Genomic DNA, 25,325 nt, shown 5'->3' with positions numbered 1-25,325 from the left:
CGTACGGTCTAACGAAGGGTTACGAACGGCACCACGAAGCCGCCGAGCTTGTTGACCAGGGTGGCCGTCCAGAGCCACCAGAACCGGCGGGGGAGTCCACGGCCCGTCTCCGATAGTGAGACGACCAGGCTGTGCAGGGCGGGCATCTGGGGCTCCCCGGGGGCGTGAGGTCGCGCTGAGCGGTGCGGGACAGGGCAGGTCGACCCGCTCAGCGGCCATGTAAGTGGCAAATCTTCGATCGGAACATTACCGACGGACCTTCGTCCCGACCACCCGTTATCCGCCTCTATTAAGCTGAGCCCCATGGCTGACACGACCTACCGACTGATCCTGCTCCGTCACGGCGAGAGCCAGTGGAACCAGAAGAACCTCTTCACCGGCTGGGTCGACGTCGACCTCAACGAGAAGGGCGAGAAGGAGGCCGCACGCGGTGGCGAGCTGCTCGCCGCCGAGGGCTTCCTCCCCGACGTGCTGCACACCTCCCTGCTGCGCCGCGCGATCCGCACCTCGCAGATCGCCCTGGACAAGGCCGACCGGCACTGGATCCCGGTCAGCCGCAGCTGGCGGCTGAACGAGCGTCACTACGGCGCCCTCCAGGGCAAGGACAAGGCCCAGACCCTGGCCGAGTTCGGCGAGGAGCAGTTCCAGCTCTGGCGCCGCTCGTACGACACCCCGCCGCCCGCGCTCGAGGACGGCACCGAGTACTCGCAGTCCGACGACGCCCGCTACGGCGACATCCCGAGCGAGCTGCGTCCGCGCACCGAGTGCCTCAAGGACGTCGTCGACCGGATGCTGCCGTACTGGTACGACGCGATCGTGCCCGACCTGGCGGCCGGCAAGACCGTCCTGGTCACCGCGCACGGCAACAGCCTGCGCGCGCTGGTCAAGCACCTCGACGGCATCTCCGACGAGGACATCGCCGGCCTGAACATCCCGACCGGCATCCCGCTGGTCTACGAGCTCGACGCCGACTTCAAGCCGCTCGCCAAGGGCGGCCGCTACCTGGACGCGGACGCCGCCGCGGCCGCCATCGAGGCGGTCAAGAACCAGGGCAAGAAGTAAGCCCCAAGGCAGAACGGCCCCTCACCAGCGTGTATGGCGCTGGTGAGGGGCCGTAGTCATTCCTGGGCCGCCTGTGGGCCGTCAGCCCTGCTGATCTTGGGGCTTGAACAGGTCCCCGATCGCCTTGCGAGCCCGGTGCCGACTGTCCGGCATCAGGTGGGCGTACACCCGCAGCGTCAGCCCCGGGTCGGAGTGGCCCAGGTACTCGCTGACGGCCTTGATGCTCTCTCCGGCGTCCAGCAGGACCGAGGCGTAGAAGTGCCGCAGGGCGTGCATGCCGTGCTCTCGGGCGGACGCGTGTGACTCTCCCCTCCGGCGCACCGGGATGACCCCTGCGGCGGCCAACGCGGGCTTCCAGTAGTCCTCGTTCAGCATGCCGCGCCAGACGATCGAGTCCGACGTACTGGTGAAGATCAAGCGCTTGGTGACGGGCGGACCGCCGACCTTCATCCACGGCAACGTGATCTCGACCGGCGGGAAGCGCTTCATGTGGGCCCGGAGCGCGTCCGCGACCGGTTCGGGCAGCGGCACGTCCCGCAGCGTGCCGCCCTTCGGCGGGGCGAACACCGGCTTGCTCAGGCTGAGCTTGAGCTGCTGCGTGACGTGCACGGTGCCGCTCTCGAAGTCCAGAGCGTCCACGGCAAGCCCCAGGATCTCGCCCTGGCGGAGTCCGCACCCGGCGCCCACGTCCACGGTCGCCCGGTACCGCTCGGTCAGCGCTGCCCGGACAGCCAGTACCCGTTCCAGCCGCCAGGGGACGACCCGCTTCGCCCCGATGGCCGGCGGGCGCACGGTCTGCGCAGCACAGGGATTCCGGGGCAGATGGCCGTCGTCCACGGCCGCACTCAGCACGGCACGGACGTTGGAGAAGATGACCCGGGCGTACGAGCCGGACATGCCGGACGTCTCCAGGGCTCCCACGAACTCACGGATGTGACTGGGCTGGAACGATCCCAGCGGCCGGGCCCCGATCAGCGGGAAGGCGTGCAGCCGCAGTTGCGACTTCATGGACGCCTGCGTGTTGGGGTCGCTGGTCTGGCTCGCCAACCACCTGTCGGCGAACTCCTGGAACGTGGTCTTCGCTGCGGCCGGGTCGATGTACTGGCCACGCGACATGTCCGCCTCGATGTTGGCCAGCCACTGTTCGGCCTGGCGCTTCTGCCGGTCGGGGTAGGACTGGCTCTTCTCGGCGCCGTCGGGTGCGGTGTAGCGGGCGCGGTAGCGCTTGCCGGTGCCGTGGCGGTCGGTCTTGACGCGGTGGGGCTTGCCGTCGGGGCCGGTCTCGGTCTTGAACCAGCGGTCCTGGATGTGTCCAGCCATGGTCTGTGTCCTCGGGTTGTTGGTGTGGCAGGGAGGGAGGCACCGGGGTGCCGTTGGGTGCGGTTTCGGTGGCCTGGCGGGGTTGGGACGGGGTGCCTCCCTGCCTCCCTGAGCGGTGATCTGCGCTGCTCGGGGCGGATGTTCGGGCCAGGGAGGCGGGGAGGGAGAACTCCCTGCCTCCCTGGCGACTCCCTGGCGTTAGGGCGGTCGCGGCGGGTGGCCGGGAGGGGCTGGTGGGCCTGTTTTTGGGCGCGGTGGGGGAGGGCCGCTACCTGCTAGCGGCCTGATCAGGTGTGGTTCGGGGAGCTATCGGGGGTGCTACCGGTAGCGGGGTGGGGCGCTACCGGTAGCAGCGGCTGTCGGGGTGTCAGGCGGCCTGGTGGGCTTGGTCGCTGACCCATTGGGCGACGGCGTCGGGGTGGTAGCGCAGGTGGCGGCCGACGCGGAAGCCGGGCGGGCCGGTGCGCTTGCGGCGCCACTGGTAGACGGTCTCCAGCGGGACACCGAACAGCGAGGCGACGTCTTCGGGGGTGAGGTACCGGTCGGGCAGCGGCCGGAGGTTGGCCGGCGGGGCGGTGGGGAGTGCGGTCAGGGCGGTGATGGTGACCTGGCGGCGGGGCATCGGGCGCTCTCCTACGGGTGGTGGTTGGGGTCGGTCCTAGCGGCGCCGGAGGGTGGCAGGTGGGCCCCAGGGGCGGTTCCGGGTGTTCCTGCGCGGGTCTCGCTAGTGGCTAGGTGCCTGGCCAGGGGCGGTTTTGGTCGCTAGCGGGCTCGCTAGGTCTAGCGAGGGTCGTTGCTAGACCCCGGGGTGTCGGGGCGTGGCGTCAGCGGGTGTCAGGGCGGGGTGTCAGGTGCGTCAGGTCGGGTGTCAGACGGGGTGTCAGACGCGTCTGACGGGAGTCGCGCGCGCGTTACCCGGGGATTCGGGCGGTTGGCGTCAGGGGTGTCTGACGCGTCAGACACCTGACGCTCGGTGGTGCGGCTGTCCCCGAACAGCAAGAGGAGCACCGGGGGCGGAGCAGGTGCTCCTCTTGCTGTTCGGGGTGACAGGTGACTGGCGACAGTCGGGTGACCGTCGGCTCGCGCGCGTTACCCGGGGTTTGGGGCTGTGCTGCCCGACAGTCGACTGGCGCCAGTCGACTTGTCGGGGGCGGCGCCGATAGCGGGTGCGGGGTGGGGCAGCCAAACCCTGGGTTGGGCCGTTTTCCGGGGCTTCGGCCGGGAGGGTGCTATCTGCTAACAGCCTGGTCAGGTGCTATTGGGGCTGCTATCAGGGCCGCTAACGCTAGCGGGGTGGGGTGCTATCGATAGCGGCTGTTCGGGGCTTGGTGGGGAGCGTGCGCGGGGTCGGGGTTGGGGCTGTCGGCCGGGTGTGGCGGGTGGTCTGTGGTGGCGGTGGGTGTTCATGGGTGGGTGCTCCGGGTGGTGGTGTCTGGAGAGTTTGGGGATCGCAGCGTCCGGTGCGTCCGCAGCGTCCGCAGTCGGGTGTTCGCACTGGTCAGATGCCGTTTGGGGTGTGGTCGCTGGGTGGGTGGCCAGCGTCCGCAGCGGGGGGTTCAGCGTCCGCACCTGGCGGGGTGGTGCGGACGCTGAGAGGGCCGTTGCGGACGCTGTGCGGACGCTGGGGCCGTGCCTAGCGTCCGGGGAGTTCTCGCAGCTCACCGGGCTTGCGGACGGGCGGCCAGGACACTGTGGGCGCTGCGGACGCTGTGATCCCCGAAGTCTCCAGGCCACTGCCCTGTTCGGGGATGGTGTGGGGCTGGTCGGCCAGGCGCAGGGCGACCAGGCGGCGCCGGTGGCGGTCGGCGGAGCGCTGGGTGTCGTCCACCAGCACCCCGACCGAGCGCAGCACCGGGGCGAGCCGCTTGAGCTGGCCGCTCGCGCGGGTCGCATCCTTGGGCCACTTGGGATGGTAAATGCTGTCCGTGGCCGTGAGGTTGAGCCGTTCCAGCAGCTCACCGGCGGTACCGGACCACGGCCCGTAGCTCTCGGTGAAGGTGAGGACGGCGGAGCCGAACGGGTCCCCTTCGAGGGCATCAGCGTTGACGGCCGCCGCTGCGGCGCCGTAGTCGGCCAGGGTGTCCCACCCCTGCAACTGGTCGAGCGCGGCCAGGACTTGGGCGAAGTCGGCCATCCGGGGCAGGGAGTCCAGCGCGACACCGGGCAGGACCGTCAGCACTTCGGCCAGCAGGTCCAGCAGCGCGGCCAGGATCGCCGGGCGGGCCAGCTCGAACGCCGCGTCCAGGGCCCGTTCGGTACGGCGCTGGGTGGGGTCGATCAGTTGCAGGTCGAGGATCATCAGCCGCTCGGCCAGGTCACCGGCGAGCGCTCCGGCGTCGATGGTGGTCATGGCCAGCACCCGACGGAACGTCAACACCACCACGTCGTCGTCGGTGTACAGGGCCCGGTCCACGAACCCGTCACCGGTCACCGCCTTGCACAGCGTGTCGGACAGCCACGGCGGGATGACGCTGATGTTGTCCAGGCACAGCGCCCAGGAGTTGAACGCCTGCGTGGACCACATCTTGATGTCCCGGGGCTGCGTGCGCCGGGTGGCGGGGGAGGGGTCGATGATGTTCACGATCATCTGAGCCGCCTTGGACTTGCCCGTGCCCTGCTCGCCCTTGAACGTCAGGATGGGGTGCGGGATGTGCGGCATCCACGCGGCGACCAGCCACCCGACCAGCTGACGGAACGTCGGCTCGTCCATGTTGACCAGGGCGCGCAGCGCGTCCAGTCCTTCGGCGGTGCGGGCCCGGTCGGGGGTGGGCATGGGTGCCATGGCGCCGGAGCGGCGGAACAGCACCGGGGAGCGGTCCACGACGGTCCAGGCGCCGGGGGTGATGACGACGGCGCGGCCGTTGGCGGTGCCCAGGTCGATGACGATCCGCTCCGGGCCACCGGCCACCCGCAGGCTCACCTCTACCGGGTCGGTTGCCGCCGCCTGGCCTTCCAGGACCATCATCGCGTCGGACAGGCTGCCCTGGGAGGGGACGGACCCGCCGTTGGCGTCGGTGAACAGCCGGGCCAGCTGGGCGCGCAACCCTGCCTTGCCCCGCAGCGGAAGCACCACGTTCGGCCCGTCGGTGACCACCGCGTACGGGCGGCCGTCCTCGGACACGACCAGGTCGAACCGCTCCCGGGCGAGCGCGACCAACTGGGATGCCTGGTTGGGCTTGCCGCCCGGCTCGCCCCCGGCCGGATCGGCCGGCGGGGCTGCCTTGCGGGCGACCGGTCGGGCGGGCCTGGCGTCGGGCGGTCGGGTGTCGGTGCGGGGGTTGGTCGGCGGGGCGGTCGGGGTTGGTCGGGTCGATGGCTGCATACGGCACCTCACAAGGGTGGTCGGGCCAGTCGGGTCGTTGAGCGGTAGTCGATCGGGGGAAGACACCGCCTCCCCCGGGCAGCCGGGCCGGGTGGTGTCTTCGTCTGCGGCAGCAGCGGGCAGACGGGTCAGGACGGCTTTCCCCGCCCCCGCGCTCACGGCGGGAGTCGGACGCTCATTCCTGGCGCCGGGGTGGCTGCGTGGCTGGTCAGAGGGCGACCGATGGCCGCAGCGCGGGGGCGGGGAAAGCGTCTGTTGCTGTGACGACCGGTCGAGTGTTCGGCGGCGGCCAAGGTGCCGCCGAACACCCGACTACTTCGTGAGCACCGGTGAGCGATCCGTGAGCGCCCGGCCGGGTACGTGTACCCGGGGGTGTATCCGGTGCGGGTACACCGATCGGGTACACCGGGTAGGGCCTGCGGGTACGGGCGGGTACACCGGTTGGGAACGGCGGGTACGGCGGTCAAGTGAGCGTGCGGTGAGCGGCCGTGAGCGCCGGTGAGCGGTGGTGGTCAGTCGGTGAGTGCGGCTCGACCGATCGGGATGCCCCGGGCCTTGAGGTAGGCGCGGAAGTCGGCTCGCTGGATGCGGATGGTGCCCCGGCCGGTGCCGACCCGGTAGGACGGCAGGCGGCCCGACTGCACCTCCCGGTAGGCGGTCTCCGCCGAGACGCCGAGCGCGGGGGCGATCTGCTTCACCCGCAGCGGCTCGTCCGACTGGTAGCCGGTCAGCTCCGCCAGCAGGGCGGCCGGGGCAACGGGGGTGGTCTGGTTGTTCACGCCAGCATCCCGTCGGGGTGCACGTAGCCAGCGGGCACCGCACGCCACTCACGCTGGGCGGGGACGGTCGCGCTCGGCTGCTCCGGCGAGGTGACGCCAAAGATGTGAGTAATGACGGTTCCCAGGCGCAGAGCGAAGCTGTGCAGGTTCGAGGCCCGGCGGCCGGTGTAGATGTCCATCGCCATCGTGGCGTACTCCCCGACCATGTTCATGCTGGTGTCCGCCACCGCGAACCACATGCAGTCGGTGATCTCGCTCTCGACCGGGTTCTCCACGTGCTCCCACGACAGGCAGCCGTCGGGGCTCAGCAGCAGGAGACCGAGGATCTCGGCGAACGTCAGGTGAATGTTGAGCTGGAGTGCGACGCGCGGGGTGGTCTCCATCTCGTCGTCCTCCCCGAACCTCGTGACAGATGCACGGACCGGACCGACGGACAGCAGCGAATCAGCGAGCGTTGCAGGCATGATGGAACTCCCTTCATGGGGTGTGGGGCGGCGGTCTGACTTGCCGGAAAGGCGCCGCTCCACAGCTTGTGTGGGGCTTCCTTGCATCACCTAGATTGCTCTAGATGGCTCTAGCTGTCAAGCGATCGACCTAGATGTGTTAGAGCGCTGCCTGTAGTGTTTGGAACATGAGCCTTGTCCAGGACGAGCGACCGCCGTACGTGCAAGTTGCCGACACGCTTCGGGCCGCGATTGGGTCGGGGGAGTACCCCCCTGGTGCCAAGCTGCCCTCGGTGAAGAAGCTCGCCGAGACTTTCGGCATCGCAGAGATGACCGTGCACAACGGTCTGCGAGTGCTTCGCGAGGAAGGGCGCATCGTTTCGACGCCAGGTCGAGGCACCTTCGTGCGCAGTGACGTGCCCCCGGTGCCAGTCGACGCTGCGGAGTCTGACGTGCTTCGCCAGGTCGAGCACCTTGCCTCCAGGGTTGATCAGTTGACTAAGCGGGTTGCCGAGCTGGAGCGGCAGGTGCAGGCGCCGCCCGTTCCTGACTAACCATCGGGTAACCGCTCGTGTTGTTCGAGTGACAGAGAGGGTGTCTCGCTGGTGACAGGGCCGGTGTCACTGCCCTGTCACCCCTCCTGTCCAGGGCCTTCGCAGTGCCAGACTCAGAGCACGCACCACCCCAGAGGGAGGGCACCATGAGCTTGGACAGGCCCGCATGGGCACGGCGCATCGCCGCCGAGCGTGACGCTCGCGACTGGTCGCAGGCAGACGCAATTGGCGCGCTGCGGGCCCACTCGCCGAAGAAGCTCCCCGACAACGCGACCATGCTTCGCCAGTGGAAGCGGTGGGAGTCCGGCGAGGTAGTTCCGAGCGACTTCTACCAACCGCTGATCGCCGCCACGTTCGGCACGGTCACGCACGCGCTGTTCCCCTTGACCGGCCGCCGGGACGGCAACGCCGAGATCGTGGCGGTCAGCGGCATGGAGACGCTGGACATCGTCAGTCGCCTGCAGGCGTCCGACGTCGACAACGCCACCATGGACGCGCTCCGGATCACCACCGATCGACTCTGCTCGGAGTACGCGTTGCTGCCCAGTGCCCAACTGGCCGTCGAGGGACGGCAGTGGCTCAAGCGGGTAGTCGGTCTCCAGTCCCAGCGACTCACCCTCTCCCAGCATCGGGAGGTCCTGTCGATGGCAGGGTGGCTCGCCCTGCTGGTCGGCTGTGTCGAGTACGACATGGGCGACCGTCGTGCGGCCGAGTCCACCAGGCGGGCTGCGCTCTCGCTCGGGACCGAGGCGGAGCACGCGGGTATCCAGGGATGGGCTCACGAGATGCGGGCTTGGTTCGCTATCACCACGGGCGACTACCGGGGCGTACTCGCAGCCGCATCGGCCGGCGGGGAGGTGGCCGCTCACCAGGGCGTCGCTGTTCAGCTCGCGGCACAGGAGGCCAAGGCATGGGCCCGACTCGGAGACCGCAGGCAGGCCGAAGTGTCCCTCGACCGGGGGCGTCGCCTGCTGGAAGGCATGCCCTACCCGGAGAACCTGGACAACCACTTCGTCGTGGACCCGGCGAAGTACGACTTCTACGCCATGGACTGTTACCGGATGCTGGGCGAGAACAAGATGGCCCGGAACCTCGCAGAGGAGGTCATCCGGGCAGGTACCGACTACGACGGCACCGAGCGCTCTCCCATGCGGATCGCTGAGGCCCGGCTCACGCTCGGAGTAGTGGCGGCCAGGGAAGGCGACTTGGAGAGCGCGGTGAACTACGGCGAATGGGCGCTCCGAGGTGAGCGCCAGTCGCTCCCGTCTCTGCTGGCTGTCAGCCGAGAGCTGGCCACCGTGGTCAGCAAGCAGTACGCCGAGGAGCCTGCCACGCGGTCCTACCTCGACCGACTCACGGCGCTGAGCAAGCCGGGAGGGCTGTCCTGAGCGTCGCTCGGTGGCCAGTTTCCGGGCCGTCTGTGGGCCGTCCAGGGGTGGCCAAGGCTGACCAATGACGACCACCGCTGACGGCCCGATGCCTGGTCAGAGGTCGTTGAACTGCCCTGCTAAATCGACTAGTTAGACCCAGGGCAAGAAGTAAGTCCGGGGCAGTCCCCGAGGGCCCCGTCGGCGCAGTCGCGCCGGCGGGGCCCTTTCGTTCGCCGGATCGTCAACTGGCCGCCGTGGGGCGGTGGTTCAGACCATTGACGGGTCGGCCGTGCGCTCCTACCGTATGCACCAGCGCTGGCGCGAGCACGCCAAGATCCCCCACCGGCGGCCGTTCGCCAGTCATGCACTCCATCCACCCCCACAGCTCGCTCCGGCCTGCCCGGAGACGAGTCCGGAAGGAGCACCATGCGTAAGCGCCATCTGTTCGCGGCCCTCGTCGGGGCCCTGGCCGTACCGGTCGCCACCGCGATCCCGGCCTTCTCGCACGGCTACATCAGCGGCCCGCCGAGCCGCGCCGCGTACTGCGCGGCGGGCACCGTCACCGGCTGCGGCGACATCCAGTGGGAGCCGCAGAGCGTCGAGGGGCCGAAGGGCTTCCCGAACAGCGGCCCGGCCGACGGCAAGCTCTGCGCGGGCGGCAACAGCCGGTTCGCCCAGCTGGACGCGCCGCGGAACGGGGCCTGGCCGACCACCAAGGTGACGGCGGGTCAGCGGCAGAACTTCACCTGGAAGTTCACCGCCCGGCACGCCACCGCGTCGTACCGGTACTTCCTCACCAAGCCGGGCTACAACGCCGCCTCGGTGCTGAGCCGGAGCAACCTCAACCTCACCCCGCTGCTGACCGTCCCGGGCAACAACCAGCAGCCGCCCAGCACGCTCACCCACAGTGTGCCGCTGCCGGCCGGGCTGACCGGGCACCACGTGCTGCTCGCGGTGTGGGACGTGGCGGACACCACGAACGCCTTCTACTCCTGCGTCGACCTGCAGTTCTAGGCACCGGCTCCGGGCCTCGGCCGGGCGTACGTCGGCCGGGCACCCCGCTCAGGACAGGGGTGCCCGGCCGACGGGCGGGACGGTGGGACCGGCCCGGGTCAGTGACCGCCGCAGCAGCCACCCGCGGCGCCGCCGCACTGGCAGGGGGCGCCCGACTGGCAGCCGCAGCCGCAGCCGCCGCCACAGCCGCAGCCGGCGGCGAGGATCGGGAGCAGGGCGGGGTTGGTCGGCTCGACGACGCTCGCCGGTGGACTGGTGGGAGCGGTGGTTGCCTTCATCGTGCTGGGCCCTCCTCGGCACTGGCACACTGCGGCGCACACGGGGCTGTGGCCACCCCCTGAGTGAAGCCCGGTCGGTGACGGGGCGTCAACGGGCGCGCAGGGGCGGTTCGAAACCGCCCCGTGCGCCCCCGCGCCGTGGCCGTCCCGCTACTCGGCGGACTCGGCGTTGGCGACGAAGTCACCCGCGTGCTCGCCGGTGACCAGGAAGACCACGCGCTTGGCCACCGAGACCGCGTGGTCGGCGAAGCGCTCGTAGTAGCGGCCGACCAGGGTGACGTCCACCGCGGTCTCGATGCCGTGCTGCCAGCGGTCGTCCAGCAGGTGCGAGAACAGCTCGCGGTGCAGCGCGTCGATCGCGTCGTCGTCCTGCTCCAGCTCCAGCGCCTTCTCGACGTCCTTGGTGGCGATCACCTGGCCGGCCTTGGCCACCAGGCGCTGCGCGAGCTGACCCATCTCCAGCACGATCGGGTGCAGGTCGGCCGGGACGGCGGTCTCCGGGAAGCGCAGCCGGGCCACCTTGGCCACGTGCCGGGCCAGGTCGCCGCAGCGCTCCAGGTCGGAGCTCATCCGCAGCGAGGTGACCACGATCCGCAGATCGGTGGCGACCGGCTGCTGCCGGGCCAGCAGGTCGATCGCCCGGTTCTCCAGGTCGTGGTGCAGGGCGTTGACCTTGTCGTCGGCGGCGATCACGCTCTCCGCCAGCGCCAGGTCCGCGTCGAGCAGTGCGGTGGTGGCCCGGCCCATGGCCGAACCGACCAGCCGGGCCATCTCGACCAGGCCGTCGCTGATCGAGTCGAGTTCCTCGTGGTACGCGTCGCGCATTCTTGCTCTCCTCAGTAGCTCTGTCGGTGGCGGTGCCGACCGGCCTTCTCACGTCACAAGCGAGCCCGTCTGATGATCGGGGTGGCCGCTGCTGGTGGCGGCATCGTAGTGCCGCCACCGCCCGAACGGGCTGTGCAATCCACCCTGGGCCGTTTGGGCGACCACGCACGGCCGGTGCAGTGAACCAGTGGCAGCGTGAAGGTGAATTCTCGGCAACGCGCGGCCGATGCCTTGATCTCACCCCGGGGGTGGGCCGCCGGTGTGCGCTTACGCTGACCACATGGACGTGAACGTGGCCCTCGCCGCAGCCTGCGCCATAGCCGGGCTCGGTGTCGGTCTCACAGCCGCGATCGCCTTCCGCTGGAGTGAGCGGGAGCAGGCCAGGGCAGGCAGCGGCGGCAAGGGCGGAAAGACAGGTGTCGGCAGCACGCCGACGCAGGAACCACCGCTCCCGCCGGGGGTGGACACCGTGCTCTCGGTGCTGCGCTCCTGCGCGATCGTGCTCGGTGAGGGCGACGAGGTGGTCAAGGCCAGCTCCGCCGCCTATGCGATGGGTCTGGTCAGGGGAGGGGCGATGGCCGTGGAGCAGATGCTCTCGCTGGCCCGCGCCACTCGCCGGGACGGCGAGATCCGCCAGGTCGAGCTGGAGGTGCCCAGGCCAGGTGCGGCCCGCGCCACCGACCCGCTGGCGGTCTCCGTCCGGGTCGCCCCGCTCGGCTCCCGGCTGGTCCTGGTGCTGGTCGAGGACCTGACCGAGCGTCGCCGGATCGAGGCGGTCCGGCGGGACTTCGTGGCCAACGTCTCGCACGAGCTGAAGACCCCGGTCGGCGCTCTCTCGCTGCTCTCCGAGGCGGTCGCGGACGCGTCCGACGACCCGGAGGCGGTGCAGCGCTTCGCCGGCCGGATGCAGATCGAGGCCACCAGGCTGGCCAGCCTGGTGCAGGAGATCATCGACCTGTCCCGGGTCCAGGACGACCAGCTGATGGTCGACCCGGAGCCGGTGCCGGTGGACACCCTGATCGCCGAGGCGATCGACCGCTGCCGCCAGCCCGCCGCCGCCAAGCAGATCCACATCGCGGCGGGCGGCATCGGCGGCCTCTACCTGCACGGCAACCGCGGTCAGCTGGCCGCGGCGCTGGGTAACCTGGTGGAGAACGCGGTCAACTACAGCCCGCCCCGTACCCGGGTGGCGATCGCCACCCGGCGGATCTCAAGCGCCGCCGCCCTCGGTGAGGCGGACGGCGAGCTGATCGAGATCTCGGTGACCGACCAGGGCATCGGCATCTCCGAGAAGGACCGCGAGCGGATCTTCGAACGCTTCTACCGGGTGGACCCGGCCCGCTCCCGGGCCACCGGCGGTACCGGCCTGGGCCTCTCCATCGTCAAGCACGTGGCCGCCTCCCACGGCGGCACCGTGTCGGTGTGGAGCGTCGAGGGCCAGGGTTCCACCTTCACCGTCCGACTCCCCGCCGGTCAGGCTCCGGCGGCGAGCCCGCACAGCCCAACCATCCTCCCCAACCCCCTTCCTGCCCCGGAGGCGCGATCGTGACCCGAGTACTGGTGGTCGAGGACGAGGAGTCGTTCAGCGACGCCCTGTCGTACATGCTCCGCAAGGAGGGCTTCGAGGTGGCCATCGCCGCCACCGGCCCCGACGCGCTGGAGCAGTTCGAACGCAACGGCGCCGACCTGGTGCTGCTCGACCTGATGCTCCCCGGCCTGCCCGGTACGGAGGTCTGCCGTCAGCTCCGGGTCCGCTCCAACGTCCCGGTGATCATGGTCACCGCCAAGGACAGCGAGATCGACAAGGTGGTCGGCCTGGAGATAGGTGCCGACGACTACGTCACCAAGCCCTACTCCACCCGCGAGCTGGTCGCCCGGATCCGCGCGGTGCTCCGCCGCCGCGGCGAGGACGGCGGCCCCGGTGACAACGGTGGCGGCCCCGGCGCGCTGGAGGCAGGGCCGGTCCGGATGGACGTCGACCGGCACGTGGTCACGGTGGACGGCGCCAAGGTCGACCTGCCGCTGAAGGAGTTCGACCTGCTGGAGATGCTGCTCCGGAACGCGGGCCGGGTGCTGACCCGGATGCAGCTGATCGACCGGGTCTGGGGCGCCGACTACGTGGGTGACACCAAGACGCTGGACGTCCACGTGAAGCGCCTGCGGGCCAAGATCGAGCCGGACCCGGGTGCCCCGCGCTACCTGGTGACGGTCCGTGGCCTGGGCTACAAGTTCGAGCCGTAAACCGCACACCGAAGGCCCCCACTCAGTGCGAGCGGGGGCCTTCGGCATGGGCTGCGGTCAGTGCGAGGCCGCGGTGGTCGACCCCGAGGGCGAGGTCGAGGCGCCGGCCGACGGCGTCGCCGAGGTCGAGGCACCGGCCGAAGCCGAAGCCGAAGCGGAAGCGGAGGGCGAGGCGGACGCGGACGGCGAGGCCGACGGGTTGGCGGTCGGGCCGAAGTCCTCGTACATCCCCTTGGCCGCGTGCACCTGGGCCTCGGTGGCGACCTTGCCGGCCTTGGCGAACGAGAAGGCGGCGGGGGCGAAGCCACCCACCTCCAGCTTGGCCGAGGCGACCTTGGCGACCGGCTGGCCCTCGCCGCCGATCAGCACGGCGCTGCCGGCCGGGATGACGATCTCGGAGAGCGCGGCACCCTTGGCGTCCGCGAAGGTCGCCGTGGCACCCTCACCGACGGTGATCGACTGCAGGGTCTCGGCGCTGCTGCCGGTGTTGCTGATGTTCACCGTCAGCTGGGCCGGGCCGGCGTGCTCGGAGCTCGCGCCGTCCGCGGTCACCACCACGATGTTGTTGAGCTTGAGGGTGTCCCCGATCGACGTCGCGGCGTTGTCCGGCTTGATCTGCAGGGTGTCCGGGGAGTTCCCGGCGGCACAGGCGGACAGCGGGAGGATCGCGGCGAGGGCGATCACGGCGATCGCGCCGCGTCGAAGGCTGCGGCTCACGGCGGCGGCATCTCCTTGGAATCTCGGGTCGGTGGTCAGGGTCAGATTACCGACCGCGATTGTCCGGTTCTCACGGGGTGGCCCCGTGTCGCGGGTGAGTCCCTGTGCGGACGGCCGACGAGGCCCGCCGGGGGCCGCGGCCGCGTATACGGCAAAAACCCATGATCCAATCATGGTTTCGGGAGTGTTGCCAGAGGTTTCGTCAGGTGCGTATACCGCCTCCGACCTGCGGTAAGGCCGCATCGAACACCGGTCGCAGCATGCCGGAGGGGCCGTTGTCAAGCCCCGAGACCGGCTCTGACCTGCGAAAACGCCCTTCGGGTGGGCCGAGAACCGTGTTATTCTGGTAAGCCACGGAAGGGGCCCTGTCACATGACGTTCAAGGTTGGCGACACGGTGGTCTACCCCCATCACGGGGCTGCGCTGATCGAGGCCATCGAGATTCGCCAGATCAAAGGTGTGGACAAGACCTACCTGGTGCTGAAGGTGCAGCAGGGAGACTTGACGCTGCGCGTGCCCGCGGAGAACGCGGAGTTCGTCGGTGTGCGTGACGTAGTTGGCCAGGAAGGCCTCGACCGGGTGTTCGAGGTGCTGCGGGCGCCGTACACCGAGGAGCCGACCAACTGGTCGCGCCGGTACAAGGCGAACCTCGAGAAGCTCGCCTCCGGCGATGTGATCAAGGTGGCCGAGGTCGTCCGCGACCTGTGGCGTCGCGAGCGTGAGCGCGGTCTCTCGGCCGGAGAGAAGCGGATGCTCGCGAAGGCACGCCAGATCCTGGTCAGCGAGCTCGCGCTCGCGGAGAACACCAACGAGGACAAGGCGGAGACGCTGCTCGACGAGGTCCTGGCCTCCTAGCGCAAGTCCCCGCAGATCGAAGCGCCCGATGCCGGTGCGTCACCATGGTCACGTACGTGACCCGGGTGGTCACCCGGCACCTCGGGCGCTTCGGCGTACCCGGGTGCGGGGGTGAACGGCCGGACGGAGCCGGGTGCTTTCGGAAGGGACCCGGGCACCGTCGAACGTTCGCCAGGGCCATACCCATCGCGCCGAAGGCGCGAAACCTGACCGCGAAACTTGAACGAACCGGCACAGCGCCGAAGGAGCGAAACCCTGAACGGCACAGCAGCAGTCGCAGCAGCCGTGGTCCCCGCCGCCGGGCGGGGCGAGCGGCTCGGCCCCGGAGCCCCGAAGGCCCTGCGCGAGCTCGGCGGGGTGCCCCTGCTGGTGCACGCGGTCCGGGCGCTGGCGCGCAGCCGGGCGGTCGGCCTGGTGGTGGTGGCGGCCCCGGCGGAGGGGGTGGCCGAAGTGATTGCCCTGCTGGACAGTCACGGGTTGGACGGCAAGGACATCCGGGTGGTGGCCGGGGGCGAGACCCGGCAGGAGTCGGTCCGGCTCGGCCTGGCCGCGATCCCGGCCGAGGTCGGCATCGTGCTGGTGCACGACGCGGCCCGGCCGCTGGTCCCGGTCGAGGTGGTGGACGCGGTCGCCGCGGCCGTCCGGGCCGGGGCCGAGGCGGTGGTGCCGGCGGTGCCGCTGGCCGACACCGTGAAGCTGGTCGAGCCGCAGAGCGGTGGCCGGCCCGAGCCGGTGCTCGCCACGCCCGACCGTTCGGCGCTGCGGGCGGTGCAGACGCCGCAGGGCTTCCGCCGGGACGTGCTGGCCGCCGCGCACCGCCGCGCGCTGACCGAGCCCGTGACGGTGACCGACGACGCCGGTCTGGTGGAGCAGTTCGGCGGCCGGGTGGTCGTGGTGCCGGGTCACGAGGAGGCGTTCAAGGTGACGCGCCCGCTGGACCTGGTGCTGGCCGAGGCCGTGCTCGCCCGGAGGAGGGCCTCCGATGGCTTCTGACGCTCCGCTGATCCCGCTGGTCGGGATCGGCACCGACGTGCACGCCTTCGAGGCCGGCCGCCCGCTCCGGGTGGCCGGTCTGGAGTGGCCCGAGTCCGAGATCGGTCTCGCCGGGCACTCGGACGCGGACGTGGCGGCGCACGCCGCCTGCGACGCGCTGTTCTCGGCGGCCGGGGTGGGTGACCTGGGTGCGCACTTCGGCACCGACCGCCCCGAGTGGTCCGGCGCCTCCGGCGTCACCCTGCTCGCCGAGGCGGCCCGGATCGTCCGGGCGGCCGGCTTCGAGATCGGCAACGTCGCGGTCCAGGTGATCGGCGTCCGGCCGAAGATCGGCAAGCGCCGGGCCGAGGCCCAGGCCGCCCTCTCGGCCGCGGTCGGTGCCCCGGTGTCGGTCTCCGGCACCACCACCGACGGCCTCGGCCTGACCGGCCGGGCCGAGGGCCTGGCCGCGATCGCCACCGCGCTGGTCTACCGCGTGCCCCGCTAGGCCGTTCGGTGGTCTGACGGGTGTTCAACTCCCGCGGGCGGTGCCCGGTTCACTAGCGTGGCCGGTGAACCGGGCATACCGACCGAAAGGGACCCGCATGGGCGTCGAGCTCTCCGAACAGGCCAAGGCACTGTTCGACACCAAGTCCTTCGTCACCGTCTCGACCGTGCAGCCGGACGGCAGCCCGCAGTCCTCGGTGGTGTGGATCAAGCGGGAGGGCGACGACGTGTTGTTCTCCACCGTCGAGGGCCGCCGCAAGCACCTCAACATGGTCCGGGACCCGCGGATCAGCCTGCTCGTCAACCCGCCGGGCAGCCCGTACCAGTACCTGGAACTGCGCGGCGAGGTGACCATGACCAGGGCGGGCGGCCGGGAGCTGATCGACGAGCTGAGCCGGAAGTACCTCGGGCACGACTACCGGAACGACGGCCCGGAGGACGTCCGGGTGGTGGTCCGGCTGTCGCCCCGCAAGGCGGTCGGCAACGCCTGAACCCGGGGCAGTTGACGTCGCCGTGGGCGAAAGGTGGCGGGGCACCCCCCGCCGCCCACTACGCTTGACGCTGTGAGCCTTCGCCTGTACGACACCAGCACCCGCCAGGTACGCGACTTCGTCCCGCTTGTACCGGGCTGTGTCTCCATGTACCTGTGTGGCGCGACCGTCCAGGCGCCCCCGCACATCGGACACATCCGGTCCAACCTCAACTTCGACGTGATGCGCCGTTGGTTCGGCTACCGCGGCTACCAGGTCACCTTCGTCCGCAACGTCACGGACATCGACGACAAGCTGCTCTGGAAGGAGCGCGAGCTCGGCGTCCCGTGGTGGCAGATCGGGTACACCAACGAGCGTGCCTTCAACGAGGGTTACGCGGCCCTGGGCTGCCTGCCCGCGTCCGTGGAGCCGCGGGCCACCGGCCACGTGCCCGAGATGATCGAGATGATGCAGACGCTCATCGCCAAGGGCCACGCCTACGAGTCCGAGGGGAGCGTCTACTTCTCGGTCACCTCGTACCCGGAGTACCTGGCGCTCTCGAACCAGAAGTTGGAGAACCTCGCCCAGCCGGAGAGCGAGGGCGAGACCGGTAAGCGTGACCCGCGCGACTTCGCCATGTGGAAGCGGACCAAGGAGGGCGAGCCCAGCTGGGAGACCCCGTGGGGCCGCGGCCGTCCCGGCTGGCACCTGGAGTGCTCGGCGATGGCGCACAAGTACCTGGGGAACGCCTTCGACATCCACGGCGGCGGGCTGGACCTGATCTTCCCGCACCACGAGAACGAGATCGCCCAGTCGAAGGCGTTCGGCGACGACTTCGCTAACTTCTGGGTGCACAACGCCTGGGTCACCATGAGCGGCGAGAAGATGTCCAAGTCGCTCGGCAACTCGGTGCTGATCTCCGAGATGCTCCAGCGCTGGCGCCCGATCGTGCTCCGGTACTACCTGGCGGCCCCGCACTACCGCTCGATGATCGAGTACAGCGAGGAGTCGATCCGTGAGGCCGAGACCGGCTTCGGGCGGATCGAGAACTTCATCCAGCGGGTGGTCGAGCGCTGCGGTCCGGTGGACGCGGCGCCCGAGGTGCCGCTGGCCTTCGCCGAGGCGATGGACGACGACCTCGGGGTGCCGCAGGCGCTGGCCGTCGTGCACACCGCCGTCCGCCAGGGCAACAGCGCCCTGACCGCGGAGGACAAGGAGAACGCGGTGGCGCGGCTGGCCGAGGTCCGTGCGATGCTCGGTGTACTGGGTCTCGACCCGCTCGACGAGCACTGGGCCGGCACCGAACGCGGTGACGACCTGCACGGGGTCGTCGACTCGCTGGTCCAGCTGGTGCTGGAGCAGCGGCAGGCCGCCCGGGGCCGCAAGGACTTCGCGACCGCGGACGCGATCCGCGACCAGCTGGTGCTGGCGGGCCTGTCCATCGAGGACGGCCCGACCGGCTCACGCTGGACGCTCAACAACCAGTAACCCCGCTCACCGGGGTGAGGGTGGGCCGTACCTGACCGGTACGGCCCATCCGCATGACGCAGAGCATGCCGTCGGCGGTCGCCGCCGGGGCGTGCGAGACAGACAAGGGAAGTACAGCCATGGCCGGCAACAGCCAGCGCAGGAACCGACGCAACCCCGACTCGAAGAAGGGCGCGAGTGTCGGCACCGGCGGGCACAGCCGGAAGGCGCTCCAGGGCAAGGGCCCGACCCCGCCCGCCTCGGCCCGCAAGGGGCACATCAAGCAGCGGCAGGCCAACGCCGCCGTGAAGCGCGAGATGGACGCCAAGTCGCGGGCCGGCATGCGCCGGGCCGGGGCCGGCGGCCGGGGCGGCCGCGGCGGCTCGGGCGCCGCCGAGCTGGTCTTCGGTCGCAACTCGGTGGTCGAAGCGCTGCGCGGCGGGGTGCCCGCCACCGCGCTGTACGTGCTGCAGTTCATCGACACCGACGACCGGGTGCGCGAGGCGCTGCAGGCCGCCACCGAGCGCGGTGTGCCGCTGATGGAGGCGCCGCGCGTCCAGCTCGACAACATGACCGGTGGGATGAACCACCAGGGCATGGTGCTCCAGGTCCCGCCGTACGAGTACGCGCACCCGGACGACCTGCTGGCCGACGCCGCCGACAACGGCGAGGACCCGCTGGTGATCGCGCTGGACGGGGTCACCGACTCCCGCAACCTCGGCGCCGTGGTCCGCTCCGCCGCCGCCTTCGGGGCGCACGGCGTGGTGATCCCGGAGCGTCGGGCCGCCGGCATGACCGCCGGGGCGTGGAAGACCTCCTCGGGCGCCGCGGCGCGACTGCCCGTGGCGCGCGCCACCAACATGACCCGCGCGCTGGAGGGCTACCAGAAGGCCGGCCTGATCGTGGTCGGCCTGGCGGCCGACGGCGAGGCGGAGATCGGCGATCTGGCGGCGCTCACCGGCCCGGTCGTGATCGTGGCCGGCAGCGAGGGCAAGGGCCTCTCCCGGCTGGTCTCGGAGACCTGTGACATCCGGGTGCGGATCCCGATGCCCGGGGCGACCGAGTCGCTGAACGCCGGTGTCGCGGCGGGCATCGTGCTCTACGAGGCCGCCCGGCTGCGGGCCAAGGGCGCCTGACCCGACGGAGCTTGACGCTCATTTGTCGTAGTGAACCGATCGGGCCTGGTCAGGCCCGGTCGGTTTACTCATGATCACTTCAATCCGGGTCGGGAATCCACCCGGGAGAGTGTCCTAACCGGCCGTCACCCGGTTAGACGGGTGTGGACACCAGAACACCTCGGCGCCCTGCCCCGGGCGGCATGGCGGGAATAGATGCCGGCCCCGGCCTCAACACGGTCAAGGTGCCGTCCGACCCGGCTCGGCTCAGTAGTACCCAGGCCAGCTTCCGGGTCCGGCTGGCCGCCCCGGTGGCCCCGCTGATCGACGCCCCGGCGGGCGCGGCCTTCGGCGATCCGTACGGCATGGCGGGCTTCACCCCGCGCCCGATGGTCACCCCCCAGGTCGTGGTCGGCGGGCTCCAGGTCCCGGCGCTGGCCGGTGCGGGCGGCGCGGTGGTGGCTGGTGCCACACCGGTCCGGCGCAAGGGGCGGGTCACCGCCGTCACCTGGACGGGCCAGGCGCCCCCCGGCGACCTGGCGGCCACCCAGCTGCTGGAGGCGGTCCGCCTCAACACCGTGCCGGCCCCGGCCCGGCCGGTCGGCGGCGAGGCCACCGAACAGCTCCAGGCGTACCGGCCGGCCAGGCCGCCCGCCCCGGAGCCGGTGGACAGCTGGGCCCCGACGGGCGAGCTGCCCGAGGTCTCGGCGGTCGGCACCGACTACGGACAGGGCAAGTACCCCGGCCGCAAGGTCGACCTCGGCCTGGTGCTGCTGCCGCTGCGGATCGTGCTCGGCTCGCTCTCGGTCTACGCCGGGTTCAGCAAGCTCTGCGACCCGGTGTACTTCGACGGCGGCGACCGCGGCTCGATGATGCGCTGGCTCTCCTCGCTGCACCCGTGGGGCGTGGCCCAGCCGCTGCTGGACTTCGCGATGGCGCACCCGGTGGGCTCCGGTCTCGCGGTGGCGTTCATCCAGATCGTGGTCGGCGTGCTGTCGATCCTCGGCCTCTGGCAGCGGGTCGCGGCCGGGACGGCGATGGCCCTCTCGGCGGCGCTGCTGTTCACGGTCAGCTGGCGGGCGGTGCCGGTCTACGACACGCCGGACCTGATCTTCCTGGCGGCCTGGAGCCCGCTGCTGATCGCCGGGGCGCCGTTCGGCTCGCTGGACGGCCGGATCGCGCTGGAGGCCTGGCGCCGGTACGGCACCTCGGCCCCGGCCGCGCTGCGCCGGCGGATCCTGCGCCGCAGCGGTGTGGTGACCGCCGTGGTGGTCGGGCTGACCCTGCTGCTCGGCTCGATGCTCGGCGCGGCGGTCCGTACCGGCGGCCGTCCCGACCCGGTGCCGGTCAAGCCCCCGACCGACTTCGGTTCGCCGATGTGGCCCGGCAACGGCCCGTCGCCCACCCCGGCCCCGGCCGGGCCGGCTCCGAAGACCCCCGCACCGAGCCCGACCCCCACGCCCGCCAAGAGCGGGAGCGCCAAGCCCCGTTCGACCAAGTCGGAGTCCGGCTCGGTCGCCCCGGCCCCGACCAAGGGCGCCCCGGCGGGCAGCGGTACCGGCAGCACCGGGACCGGCGGCACGGGTGGCACCCCGGCCAAGCCGGCCTCCAGCGGTACCCCCGGGCTGCTCGGCGGGGTGCTCGGCGCTCCGCTGCTGGTGGGGATGGGGGCGGGGTCCGCTCCCGCCGCCGCCGGGGTGGACGCCTGAGCGGCGCCGGTGAACGGCCGAAGCGCGGTGGACGACTTCCGTCCACCGCGCTTCGGCCGTTCCGGGACGTTTCTCTGAGCTGTCGTCAGTCGCTGTCGTTGGTCGTCAGTCGTCAGGAAGTGCTCGCCGCCAGCTCCTTGGCGGCCTCGGTGAGGTCCTTGGCGGTGTCGATCGCCCGCCAGTAGCACCCCTGGGGCAGCTGGTAGCCCGCCAGCCGCTTGCTGCGGGCGAGTTGGGGGAACGTGGTGCGCTCGTGGTCGCCGACGTCCGGCAGCAGCTCCTGGAAGCCGGGCCCGAAGACGTACAGCCCGGCGTTGATCAGGAAGGGCGAGGGCGGCGACTCGATGAAGTCCAGCACGTTGCCGAACTGGTCGGTCTCCACCGCGCCCCAGGGGATCCGAGGCCGGGCCAGTGCGAGCGTCGCGAGGGCGTCCCGCTCGTGGTGGAAGGCGGCCATGTCCCGCAGGCTGAAGCGGGTCCAGATGTCGCCGTTGGTGGCGTACCAGGGCTCGGCGGGCCGGGGGAGGGCCTTGGCCGCGTACTTCAGGCCGCCGCCCCGGCCGAGCGGGACGGTCTCCACCACGGTGCTGACCGCGAGCGGCAGGTCGGCCCGGTCGAGCCAGTCCTGGAGCACCTCGGCGAGGTGCCCGCAGGAGATCACCACGTCGGTCACCCCCTCGGCGGCGAGCCAGCCGAGCTGGTGGCCGAGGATGGGCATCCCGGTACCCGGGATCTCGACCAGCGGCTTGGGCCGGTCGTCGGTGTACGGGCGCAGCCGCGAACCCTGCCCGCCCGCCAGGATGACGGCCTGGGTCACGGCGGGGGAGTGCGGGTGCGGTGCGGTCGAGTCAGCGGTCATGACAGCACTCTAGGGCTGCCGGGGTGACCGCACGGGGTGCCCGGGGATCGCGCCCCGGCCGGGGCCGGGCGTCGGGCGGTAGGGGCCGGGGTGGGTGGTTAGCCGACCACCCCGGCCGCGAACGAGCCGTCGCAGACCGGGCGGGCGAACGAGCGGGCCCGCTGCGCGTCGCCCTGGTACTTGCGCACGGCGGCCTTGCCGAGGTCGGCGGCCAGCGTGCTGCAGTACGGGGTGAGCGCGGGCTTCTCCCGCATGGTGCGCTCCAGCAGGTCGAGCGCGGTACCCGGGTTGTGGGTGCGCAGCTCGTCCATCAGGTCGACCCGGAGGGCGTCCTGCGGGGCCATGCCCTGCGTGTTGGTGGCGGTCGCGGTGCGGCCGATGGTGCCGTCACCACTGGCGGCGGCCACCACCTGCTGGTCGAGGCCGGTCGGTGGCGCCCAGGGGACGCGGGTGACGGCGAGCGTGCCGGTGGTCACCAGGATCACGGGCAGGGTCAGGGCAACGGTCTGGCCGATGCGGCGCACGAGCTGCTTCACGGTCAGGAGCGTAGCGGTGCGTGGGGCCCGGGTCGCCCTCCGTTACCCCAATGAGTGACGCGTGTCCTGTTTCGTCCTGCCGTCCGGTTGACGTACGGCGCACGGACGACCGAACCCCCGACCGGAGAATCTCCGGTCGGGGGTTCGTGATGTCGACAAGTCGTCAGGCGCCGCCGCGCCCCGCGACGGGTCGTCAGGCGCTCAGACGGGCACCGGTGGTGGTGTTGAAGACGTGGGTCTCGCCGCCGGTCGGGACCACGTGGATGGTCTCGCCCTTCTGCGGGATCTGACGGCCGTGCACGCGCACGACGATGTCCTTGTCGTCGCCACCGATCTTGGTGGTGCCGTAGACGAAGCCGTCCGCGCCGAGCTCCTCGACCACGTTCACGGTGACCGCGACGCCCTCGATGCCGCCGGCCGGGACGATCTCGAAGTGCTCCGGGCGGATGCCGACGGTGACGCTCTTGTCGGTGCCGGCGCCGGCCAGCTCGTCCCGGGAGACGTTGATGACCGAGCCGCCGAACTTCACGCCGCCGTCCACCAGCGGGACGTCGACCAGGTTCATCGCGGGCGAGCCGATGAAGCCGGCCACGAAGAGGTTGCCCGGGCGGTCGTACATGTTGCGCGGGGTGTCGACCTGCTGGAGCAGACCGTCCTTGAGCACCGCGACCCGGTCGCCCATGGTCATGGCCTCGACCTGGTCGTGCGTCACGTAGACGGTGGTGATGCCCAGGCGGCGCTGGAGCGACGCGATCTGGGTGCGGGTCGAGACGCGGAGCTTGGCGTCCAGGTTGGAGAGCGGCTCGTCCATCAGGAAGACCTGCGGCTCACGGACGATCGCGCGGCCCATCGCGACACGCTGGCGCTGACCGCCGGAGAGCGCCTTCGGCTTGCGGTCCAGGTAGTCGGTCAGGTCGAGGATCTTGGCGGCCTCTTCGACCTTGGCGCGGATCTCGGCCTTGTTCACGCCGGCGATCTTGAGCGCGAAGCCCATGTTGTCCGCGACGGTCATGTGCGGGTACAGCGCGTAGTTCTGGAACACCATCGCGATGTCCCGGTCCTTCGGCGGCAGGTGGGTGACGTCGCGGTCACCGATGCGGATCGCACCGCCGTTGACGTCCTCCAGGCCCGCGAGCATCCGGAGGCTGGTGGACTTGCCACAGCCGGAGGGGCCGACCAGGACGAGGAACTCGCCGTCCTCGACGTGCAGCTCCAGGGCGTCCACGGCGGGCTTGGTGCCGCCGGGGTACAGCCGGGTCGCCTTGTCGAACGTGACAGAAGCCATGGTTCTTACACTCCTTCACCGGCAGGAACGTGCCGGACGATCCGAGTAAAGGTTGGGTTGTCGTCCGCCGTCCCTGGTCAGTGGTCTGAACCACCGCCGCGACGACTGCTCGCGACGGTACCCGGCCGATCGTCGGATTGTCAGCCCTCCGGGCGACCGATTTCGGCATCAGTCCGGTCACGACCGCCCGCCCGGCCCCCGATAACCCACCCCACCAGGGCACCACCGCCCGGTACACTGCCCACTGGTGCCGCCGTGGCCTCGCCGTGGACGGTCACCTCGCCTCCTTAGCTCAGTTGGCCAGAGCACCGCTCTTGTAAGGCGGTGCTCATTGGCCCCGTCGGGCTCGGAAGCCCGACAAACTGCCTGGTCAGAGGCCCTTCCGGCGAGACGCTGGAAGGGCCTCTGGCGTTGCGGCACACATTCAGCACACATCAGGCCGCGGCGGCCAGTTCGCCGGCCTCCAGGGCCGCCAGTTGCTCGGCCAGCTCCCGGGCCTTCCGCGCCGCCTTTTCGGCCTTCTTCCTGGCCTTCTCCAGCGCCTTCGTGCGCTGGGCGTCGAGCCGGTCGGAGACCTCGTCCAAGCGGTCCGGCCAGAGGTGACCGTACGTGTCCAACGTCAGCGTCGCGGTCTTGTGGCCGAGCATGGTCTGGACCACCTTGACGTCGGCGCCACTGGCGATCGCCAGCGAGGCCGCAGTGTGCCGGAGCTTGTGCAAGGTGATTCCCAGATCACCCAGTCCAGCTGCCACGAGCGCACTCTTGAAGTGCCTGCGCATGAAGTTCCGGATCATCAGGACACCACCGCGCGGCGCGACGAAGAGATATTCCTCCGGGCCCCGGTTCGCAATGCTCATAGCCAGTTCGGCCACGAGAAAAGCTGGAATGGGAACAGACCTTCGCTCGTGATTCTTGGGGCTGTCCTCAAGATACAACTTTCCCTTGTCGGAGCCCCATGCCTGCGCGATCCTGACACGCCTGGTTTTCAGGTCAACGTGCTTGATCTGGATCGCCGTTGCCTCACCCCAGCGAACGCCAGTGTAAGCCAGGAAAAGAATGAGAGCCCGATATTCATCACAGGCTTCTGCGAGTGCCTCCACTTGCACATCTGTCAGGTAGACATGCTCGGCCGGCGTGTACCGGGGGAGCGGCACTCCGATAGCGGGATTATGTGCGATTTTCTTCGTCCGGACCGCGTAACCGAGGACGCCCTTGAGGACAACCCAAATCTTTCGGATGGTCGCTGCACTCAGTGGCGACCCCGAGGCGACGGAGTCCGACATGATCTTGCCGAGCCATACCACGATGTCTTCGTGCTGAACGTCGGCGGCTGCGGTGGTGCCCCAACGGGGGATCACATGGAGGTCCAGGACGCCCCGGTAGCGGCTACGGCTCGACCGTCGGATATCGACCTTGGAATCGAACCAGGATTCGGCGATCGTGGCAATCTTGGTCCGCCCGGCCCGGGGGTCTCGGTAGGTTCCGAGACCAAGCGAGCTTTCGACTTCGGTTCGCTTGGTTTCGGCGTCGACCTTCCGGAGGAAGGTCAGCATCCGAGGCTTCCCGCTCGGGTCATACCAGCGGACTCGGAATCGGCCCGGAGGCTTGCGCCCAGTCGGCTTCGC

25 protein-coding genes and 1 pseudogene are annotated in these 25,325 nt (G+C 70.6%); 13 read left to right on the top strand and 13 right to left on the bottom strand.

Annotated elements, in window-relative coordinates:
* Positions 1–14: 14 nt before the first annotated feature.
* A pseudogene (locus tag OHV05_RS15280) lies at positions 15–146 on the bottom strand (MFS transporter); the annotation flags it as partial.
* 157 nt (positions 147–303) lie between these two features.
* Between OHV05_RS15280 and OHV05_RS15275 the strand changes: the two are divergent.
* Positions 304–1,062 carry a phosphoglyceromutase gene (locus tag OHV05_RS15275; RefSeq protein ID WP_403038215.1) on the top strand — a complete coding sequence of 253 codons (759 nt, stop codon included), beginning with the start codon at positions 304–306 and terminating at the stop codon, positions 1,060–1,062.
* Between the two features lie 81 nt (positions 1,063–1,143).
* On the opposite strand, the gene OHV05_RS15270 is transcribed toward OHV05_RS15275, so the two are convergent.
* The 5 genes from OHV05_RS15270 to OHV05_RS15250 all read right to left on the bottom strand — a co-directional run bounded on the left by OHV05_RS15270 (position 1,144) and on the right by OHV05_RS15250 (position 6,866).
* Positions 1,144–2,382 carry a tyrosine-type recombinase/integrase gene (locus OHV05_RS15270; protein ID WP_405018144.1) on the bottom strand — a complete coding sequence of 413 codons (1,239 nt, stop codon included), beginning with the start codon at positions 2,380–2,382 and terminating at the stop codon, positions 1,144–1,146.
* A gap of 367 nt (positions 2,383–2,749) precedes the next feature.
* Positions 2,750–3,004, bottom strand: a complete 255-nt coding sequence (locus tag OHV05_RS15265; protein ID WP_405018143.1) for a helix-turn-helix domain-containing protein — start codon at positions 3,002–3,004, stop codon at positions 2,750–2,752.
* A 1,011-nt stretch (positions 3,005–4,015) separates the two neighbouring features.
* Positions 4,016–5,704: an ATP-binding protein gene (locus OHV05_RS15260; protein ID WP_405018142.1), complete on the bottom strand. Its 1,689-nt coding sequence runs from the start codon at positions 5,702–5,704 to the stop codon at positions 4,016–4,018.
* A gap of 512 nt (positions 5,705–6,216) precedes the next feature.
* On the bottom strand, positions 6,217–6,483 hold the full coding sequence (locus tag OHV05_RS15255; protein WP_405018141.1) for a helix-turn-helix domain-containing protein: 267 nt from the start codon (positions 6,481–6,483) through the stop codon (positions 6,217–6,219).
* Positions 6,480–6,866 (bottom strand): hypothetical protein, encoded by a 387-nt coding sequence (locus OHV05_RS15250; RefSeq protein ID WP_405018140.1) that lies wholly within the window; start codon positions 6,864–6,866, stop codon positions 6,480–6,482. Before OHV05_RS15250 ends, OHV05_RS15255 begins: the two co-directional genes overlap by 4 nt.
* Positions 6,867–7,114: 248 nt before the next feature.
* Here OHV05_RS15250 and OHV05_RS15245 point away from each other — a divergent pair, with 248 nt between their 5' ends.
* The 3 genes from OHV05_RS15245 to OHV05_RS15235 all read left to right on the top strand — a co-directional run bounded on the left by OHV05_RS15245 (position 7,115) and on the right by OHV05_RS15235 (position 9,864).
* Positions 7,115–7,480: a GntR family transcriptional regulator gene (locus tag OHV05_RS15245; protein ID WP_405018139.1), complete on the top strand. Its 366-nt coding sequence runs from the start codon at positions 7,115–7,117 to the stop codon at positions 7,478–7,480.
* A gap of 146 nt (positions 7,481–7,626) precedes the next feature.
* Positions 7,627–8,868 carry an XRE family transcriptional regulator gene (locus OHV05_RS15240; RefSeq protein WP_405018138.1) on the top strand — a complete coding sequence of 414 codons (1,242 nt, stop codon included), beginning with the start codon at positions 7,627–7,629 and terminating at the stop codon, positions 8,866–8,868.
* A gap of 408 nt (positions 8,869–9,276) precedes the next feature.
* Entirely contained in the window at positions 9,277–9,864 is a 588-nt protein-coding gene (locus OHV05_RS15235) for a lytic polysaccharide monooxygenase (RefSeq protein WP_403038217.1), read from the top strand.
* A 98-nt stretch (positions 9,865–9,962) separates the two neighbouring features.
* Here the strand turns inward: OHV05_RS15235 and OHV05_RS15230 are convergent, their stop codons facing one another.
* Together OHV05_RS15230 and phoU are read right to left on the bottom strand one after the other, a co-directional pair.
* Positions 9,963–10,142 carry a hypothetical protein gene (locus OHV05_RS15230; RefSeq protein ID WP_403038220.1) on the bottom strand — a complete coding sequence of 60 codons (180 nt, stop codon included), beginning with the start codon at positions 10,140–10,142 and terminating at the stop codon, positions 9,963–9,965.
* A 150-nt stretch (positions 10,143–10,292) separates the two neighbouring features.
* Positions 10,293–10,967 carry a phosphate signaling complex protein PhoU gene (phoU, locus tag OHV05_RS15225; RefSeq protein ID WP_405018137.1) on the bottom strand — a complete coding sequence of 225 codons (675 nt, stop codon included), beginning with the start codon at positions 10,965–10,967 and terminating at the stop codon, positions 10,293–10,295.
* Positions 10,968–11,247: 280 nt separating this feature from the next.
* Between phoU and OHV05_RS15220 the strand changes: the two genes are divergently transcribed.
* Positions 11,248–12,516 (top strand): sensor histidine kinase, encoded by a 1,269-nt coding sequence (locus tag OHV05_RS15220; RefSeq protein ID WP_403038225.1) that lies wholly within the window; start codon positions 11,248–11,250, stop codon positions 12,514–12,516.
* Entirely contained in the window at positions 12,513–13,208 is a 696-nt protein-coding gene (locus OHV05_RS15215; RefSeq protein ID WP_403038228.1) for a response regulator, read from the top strand. Before OHV05_RS15220 ends, OHV05_RS15215 begins: the two co-directional genes overlap by 4 nt.
* Before the next feature lie 57 nt (positions 13,209–13,265).
* Here the strand turns inward: OHV05_RS15215 and OHV05_RS15210 are convergent, their stop codons facing one another.
* Positions 13,266–13,925 (bottom strand): DUF461 domain-containing protein, encoded by a 660-nt coding sequence (locus tag OHV05_RS15210; RefSeq protein WP_405018136.1) that lies wholly within the window; start codon positions 13,923–13,925, stop codon positions 13,266–13,268.
* 372 nt (positions 13,926–14,297) lie between these two features.
* Between OHV05_RS15210 and OHV05_RS15205 the strand changes: the two genes are divergently transcribed.
* The 7 genes from OHV05_RS15205 (at position 14,298) to OHV05_RS15175 (ending at position 21,020) form a co-directional block, all read left to right on the top strand.
* Positions 14,298–14,780: a CarD family transcriptional regulator gene (locus tag OHV05_RS15205; RefSeq protein ID WP_030244332.1), complete on the top strand. Its 483-nt coding sequence runs from the start codon at positions 14,298–14,300 to the stop codon at positions 14,778–14,780.
* A gap of 219 nt (positions 14,781–14,999) precedes the next feature.
* Complete coding sequence (gene ispD, locus OHV05_RS15200; RefSeq protein WP_403038234.1) at positions 15,000–15,773, top strand: 2-C-methyl-D-erythritol 4-phosphate cytidylyltransferase; 774 nt, start codon at positions 15,000–15,002, stop codon at positions 15,771–15,773.
* Positions 15,763–16,260 carry a 2-C-methyl-D-erythritol 2,4-cyclodiphosphate synthase gene (ispF, locus tag OHV05_RS15195; protein ID WP_403038237.1) on the top strand — a complete coding sequence of 166 codons (498 nt, stop codon included), beginning with the start codon at positions 15,763–15,765 and terminating at the stop codon, positions 16,258–16,260. The genes ispD and ispF overlap by 11 nt, the downstream gene beginning before the upstream one ends.
* Before the next feature lie 97 nt (positions 16,261–16,357).
* Entirely contained in the window at positions 16,358–16,750 is a 393-nt protein-coding gene (locus OHV05_RS15190; protein ID WP_403038240.1) for a PPOX class F420-dependent oxidoreductase, read from the top strand.
* Positions 16,751–16,822: 72 nt separating this feature from the next.
* Complete coding sequence (gene cysS, locus OHV05_RS15185; RefSeq protein ID WP_405018135.1) at positions 16,823–18,217, top strand: cysteine--tRNA ligase; 1,395 nt, start codon at positions 16,823–16,825, stop codon at positions 18,215–18,217.
* A gap of 119 nt (positions 18,218–18,336) precedes the next feature.
* Positions 18,337–19,332: a 23S rRNA (guanosine(2251)-2'-O)-methyltransferase RlmB gene (gene rlmB, locus OHV05_RS15180; protein WP_403038246.1), complete on the top strand. Its 996-nt coding sequence runs from the start codon at positions 18,337–18,339 to the stop codon at positions 19,330–19,332.
* Between the two features lie 182 nt (positions 19,333–19,514).
* Complete coding sequence (locus OHV05_RS15175) at positions 19,515–21,020, top strand: DoxX family protein (RefSeq protein ID WP_405018134.1); 1,506 nt, start codon at positions 19,515–19,517, stop codon at positions 21,018–21,020.
* 112 nt (positions 21,021–21,132) lie between these two features.
* Here OHV05_RS15175 and OHV05_RS15170 read toward each other — a convergent pair whose 3' ends face one another.
* The 4 genes from OHV05_RS15170 to OHV05_RS15155 form a co-directional block, all read right to left on the bottom strand.
* Positions 21,133–21,879, bottom strand: coding sequence for an NDP-sugar synthase (locus tag OHV05_RS15170; RefSeq protein ID WP_405018133.1), 747 nt, complete (start codon positions 21,877–21,879; stop codon positions 21,133–21,135).
* Between the two features lie 98 nt (positions 21,880–21,977).
* Positions 21,978–22,415 (bottom strand): hypothetical protein, encoded by a 438-nt coding sequence (locus OHV05_RS15165; protein ID WP_405018132.1) that lies wholly within the window; start codon positions 22,413–22,415, stop codon positions 21,978–21,980.
* A 193-nt stretch (positions 22,416–22,608) separates the two neighbouring features.
* On the bottom strand, positions 22,609–23,700 hold the full coding sequence (locus OHV05_RS15160) for an ABC transporter ATP-binding protein (protein WP_403038258.1): 1,092 nt from the start codon (positions 23,698–23,700) through the stop codon (positions 22,609–22,611).
* Positions 23,701–24,134: 434 nt separating this feature from the next.
* Positions 24,135–25,253, bottom strand: coding sequence for a tyrosine-type recombinase/integrase (locus OHV05_RS15155; protein ID WP_405018131.1), 1,119 nt, complete (start codon positions 25,251–25,253; stop codon positions 24,135–24,137).
* Positions 25,254–25,325: the final 72 nt, after the last annotated feature.

The organism is Kitasatospora sp. NBC_00070, from assembly GCF_045041205.1.
GTDB lineage: Bacteria > Actinomycetota > Actinomycetes > Streptomycetales > Streptomycetaceae > Kitasatospora.
This window is presented reverse-complemented; position numbering and strand designations above follow the sequence as displayed.